General features: G+C 63.4%; 3 protein-coding genes. 1 reads left to right on the forward strand and 2 read right to left on the reverse strand.

Annotation, left to right across the window (positions count from 1 at the left end; genetic code table 11):
- Window positions 1–135 precede the first annotated feature (135 nt).
- A complete protein-coding gene (locus AC628_RS40900) occupies window positions 136–855 on the reverse strand; it encodes a Crp/Fnr family transcriptional regulator (RefSeq protein ID WP_074132474.1) in 720 nt (239 codons plus the stop codon).
- A gap of 180 nt (window positions 856–1,035) precedes the next feature.
- Window positions 1,036–1,746 (reverse strand): Crp/Fnr family transcriptional regulator, encoded by a 711-nt coding sequence (locus tag AC628_RS40905; RefSeq protein ID WP_074132476.1) that lies wholly within the window; start codon window positions 1,744–1,746, stop codon window positions 1,036–1,038.
- A 548-nt stretch (window positions 1,747–2,294) separates the two neighbouring features.
- Between AC628_RS40905 and AC628_RS40910 the strand changes: the two genes are divergently transcribed.
- A complete protein-coding gene (locus tag AC628_RS40910; protein ID WP_074132477.1) occupies window positions 2,295–3,893 on the forward strand; it encodes a flagellin N-terminal helical domain-containing protein in 1,599 nt (532 codons plus the stop codon).
- Window positions 3,894–4,373 lie beyond the last annotated feature (480 nt).

Genomic DNA, 4,373 nt, shown 5'->3' on the forward strand with positions numbered 1-4,373 from the left:
TTGCGCGAAGCGGGTACCGCTTGAATCGAAACGCTAATGCATGATCCGGAAAAGTGCGAAGCGGTTTTCCGAAAAGATCATGCTCAAACAAAGAGCTAGAGCGCGATGACGATTTCAACTTTATCTCATCGCGCTTTAGCCGCTGGTTTCCTCGCAACTCAGCAGCCTCGCATACTGCGCCTTGACCGCGGCGTAGCATTCGCAGGCGGTCCTGATCAGTCCGTCCGCGTTGGTGATCTCGATGTGGCCGCGGCTGTAGCGAATGAAATTCGCCTGTTGCAGGGTATGCGCGACCAGCGACACGCTGTTGCGGCGGGCGCCGATCATCTGCGCCATCGCCTCCTGGGTCAGGACGATCTTGTTGCTGCCGGAGAGGTCGCGCGTATGCAGCAGGCATCGCGCCAGCCGCGACTCCACGGTATGCGCGGCGTTGCAGCCCGCCGTTTGCTGGATCTGGGCATAGACGGCGAGCCCATGCCGAAGCAGCATGGTGCGGAGCGTCGGGCTCTGGCCGGCGGCCGCGCGCAGCGGCTCGAGCTCGACCGTCGAGGCGAGGCCGGGCACCAGCACCGTGGCGTTGTTCAAGCCCCGCCCCTCGACCAGCGGGGCGAATGCGCCAAAGATGCTGTCGCGGCCGACCATGGCGACCTGGACGCGCTCGCCCCTCGCCAGCTTGACCACCATCGAGATCACGCCCTTGTGCGGCATGTATGTCCGCTTGAGCATCTCGTCGGTCTCGATCAGGACCGAATCGGCGCCGAGGTCGACCGTCCGCAGGTGCGGCCGGATCAGCTCAAAATCGCTCGCAGAGAGCGACGACAGAAACCCGTTGGGTGATCGCGGAACCGAATCCAAAGCAACCTCCTGCCTCCCGGCAAAGCTTGTCTCTGGTCACCAGGGCTAACGCGTGCAGCCAGACGTGCTCGCAACTTATTCTGGCACGTCTGGGTTCCAATGGAAACACATCCCGGTTCCATTAGGAATACGTTGATCGCCGCGGCTCACATTATCCGCGGCGACATGAGGTCGCTGCGATCAATCTTCCGGCCCGATCAATTGTTCGGCGTGCGCCTTGACGGTCGCATAACATTCGCACGCCGCTTTCCGCAGGCCGTCGATATCGGTGATTTCGATATGGCCGCGGCTGTAACGCAGGATGCCGGCCTGCTGAAACCCGTGCGCGACGATCGAAACCGCATTGCGTCGCACGCCGATCATCTGCGCCAGCATCTCCTGGGTCAGCGGCAAGGCTTCGCTGCCGCACAGGTCGCGTGCGCGCAGCAGCCAGCGCGACAGCCGCGCCTCCACCGGATGCGAGACGTTGCAGGCGACAGATTGCTGCGTCTGCGCCATCAGCGCCTGTTCGTAGAGCGCAACCAGGGTCCGGAATTCTGTGCTGCGATTGGCTGCCTCGCGGAAATCCTCCGCCCGCACCACCGACGCTGTGCCCGGCACCACGACGATCGCGTCGGCGAGCAGCGGCCGTTCATGCAGGGCGGCGGACGCGCCAACGGCACCGTCACGACCAATGGTTGCAATCTCGACAGATTGCCCGTCGGACAGATTGATCATCATCGAGACCACGCCGGCGTGCGGGAAGTAAACCCGCTGCACCGGCGCGCCGGCATCGGCGAGCGCCGTTTCCTTGATCAGGTCGACGGTTTCCAGAAGAGGATGAAGTTGCGCGTATTCCGCTGGGGGAAGTGCTTGCAACAGACGATTGGGCGGGCGCGTTACCGCGGACATTGGAGCTCCTGCCGAGGGCGGGAGCACTACGGTCTCGCATCACCTACTCTTGGCGTGTGGAGTGCGACCATAGCTTGCCTGTCCAATAGCACAAGGGTTGTAGTGCGAACCTTATACCCTCCAGGGGGCAGACGGTCGGCGTTGCATCCGCCTGCGCGGCGATTCGAGCGACGCGCATCCCGGACAAAGAGGTTGCGGCATTGTCTCGCATTTATTGATTTGCATTAACTCTAATGCGCGCCCAGGCGTGCGTCGTCATGGTCGCCGTCCCGGCTTTTCGAAGTGCCCGGCCGGCGCTGCCGGCATGCGGCAAGTCCCGCAAAGGCGACGATAAATTCGCCGCCGCGAGATTGATCCGGCGGCGAGCAGACGCCGCTCGACCCTGCGCCGGCGCCGGCTGCCCTCGATTTACCGGCAAAAGCCGTTCTGGGTATTTGTACGGAGCAGCCCTTTAACGAACGGGTAGCGCGGACGGACCAGTGTGGCACCGGTCGCCGTGCGAAATTTACGGCGTCGCGTCAATCGTGTTCATCCAGAAGGGTATCAGTATGTCCGGCATCGTCCTCTCGGCATCGGTCCGTCAAAATCTGCTTTCGCTGCAGTCGACGGCCGACCTGCTCGCCACCACGCAGAACCGCTTGTCCACCGGCAAGAAGGTCAACACCGCCCTCGACAACCCGACCAACTTCTTCACGGCGCAGTCGCTCGACAACCGCGCCAGCGACATCAACAATCTGCTGGACGGCATCGGCAACGGCGTGCAGGTGCTGCAGGCCGCCAACACCGGCATCACCTCGCTGCAGAAGCTCGTCGACAGCGCCAAGTCGGTCGCCAACCAGGCCCTGCAGGCCGCAGTCGGCTATTCCCAGAAGTCGCAGGTGACGACCGCCGTGATCACCGGCGCCACCACCGACGATATCCGCGGCACCGCCACCTACAGCAATGCCACCCTGGCTGGTACGGCCGTCAACAATAACCTCACGTCGCCCGCGCCGATCACGGCCGCCACCAAGCTCGTCACTGCGGCCAACTCCGATACCCTGGCGGCGACCCCGACCGGTACGATCAGCGTCAACGGCAAGTCGATCACGTTCTCGACCTCGCAGACCACGTCGACGACCGATGCGTCCGGCAACGTGACCCTCGGCACCGGCGCAGGCAGCAACCTGACGGTCGGCGACCTGCTCACGGCGATCGACGGCATCACGGGCGCGACCACCGCCTCCACCGTGTCGGCCGGCGCGCTTCAGATCAGCACCGGCGTCAACCAGGATCTCAACATCTCCGGCTCCGGTCTGGCCGCGTTCGGCCTCACGGCCGGAACCAAGGCACGTACCGTGGCGACGCCGTCGCCGCTCGATGGCTTGACGCTGACGATCGGCGCGACCGGCAACGGCACCGCCACCAACATTACGTTTGGTAGCGGCGCAGGCCAGGTGAAGTCCCTCAACGACCTGAACACTCGTCTGTCGGCCAACAACCTGCAGGCGTCGCTCAGCGCGAGCGGTGCGCTCACCATCAGCACCACCAACGATGCTGCGTCCGCGACCATCGGCACGATCGGCGGCACCGCAGCCGGTGCCGGCAAGCTGTTCAACGGCCTCGCGGGTAGCGCCCCGGTGCAGGATCCGAACGGCCTGTCGAACCGCGCCAACTTGGTCAATCAGTACAACAACATCCTGGACCAAATCACCACCACTGCCCAGGACGCGTCGTACAACGGCATCAACCTGCTCAATGGCGATCAGCTCAAGCTGACCTTCAACGAGACGGGCTCCTCGACGCTGAAGATCCAGGGCGTCACCTTCGATGCCTCCGGCCTCAACCTCACCAAGCTGACCGCCGGCACGGACTTCGTCGACAACGCCTCGGCCAACGCCACGCTGAAGACGCTCAACAACGCGAGCGGCCTGCTGCGAACCCAGGCTTCGACCCTCGGTTCGAACCTGTCGATCGTGCAGATCCGCCAGGACTTCTCGAAGAACCTGATCAACGTGCTGCAGACCGGCTCGTCCAACCTGACGCTGGCCGACACCAACGAGGAAGCGGCCAACAGCCAGGCGCTGTCGACCCGCCAGTCGATCGCGGTGTCCGCGCTGGCGCTGGCCAACCAGTCGCAGCAGAGCGTTCTGCAGCTGCTCCGCTAAGCGTAGCCGCAACAGACATCGACTATCGAGGCGGCGGGGGAAACCCCGCCGCCTTTGCTTTATGCGCGATCGACCTTCCCCCCGGCTTCAACCAAAGGGCGATACGGTTTTGATGCAGGCCGCCGCCATGGCGCGAATGTTTCGCTGGGCTTACGGCAGCGCGATTTCATTTGATTCAAATTGCGACGACCGATGGAACGGCCTCTTTCCCGTCCGGGTGGTAGATGCCTGAGACGGCCGCGACGTCTAGCTGCATCGTCTGATCGCGTGACTCCTCGTCCGTATTTGCACGGACGGCAAAATTAACGTCGCCGTGAAGGCGGAGGGGTTATCGATGCGAGGCGAGCGTTCCGCAGCACCTTGAGGGGACCTATCCATGGACGATCTGTTGCGCGAGTTCCTGACGGAGAGCAGCGAGAGCCTGGATACGGTCGACAACCAGCTGGTGCAGTTCGAGCAGGATCCGAACAACGCGAAGAT

The sequence above is a fragment of the Bradyrhizobium sp. NAS96.2 genome (assembly GCF_001908235.1).
Classification (GTDB): domain Bacteria; phylum Pseudomonadota; class Alphaproteobacteria; order Rhizobiales; family Xanthobacteraceae; genus Bradyrhizobium.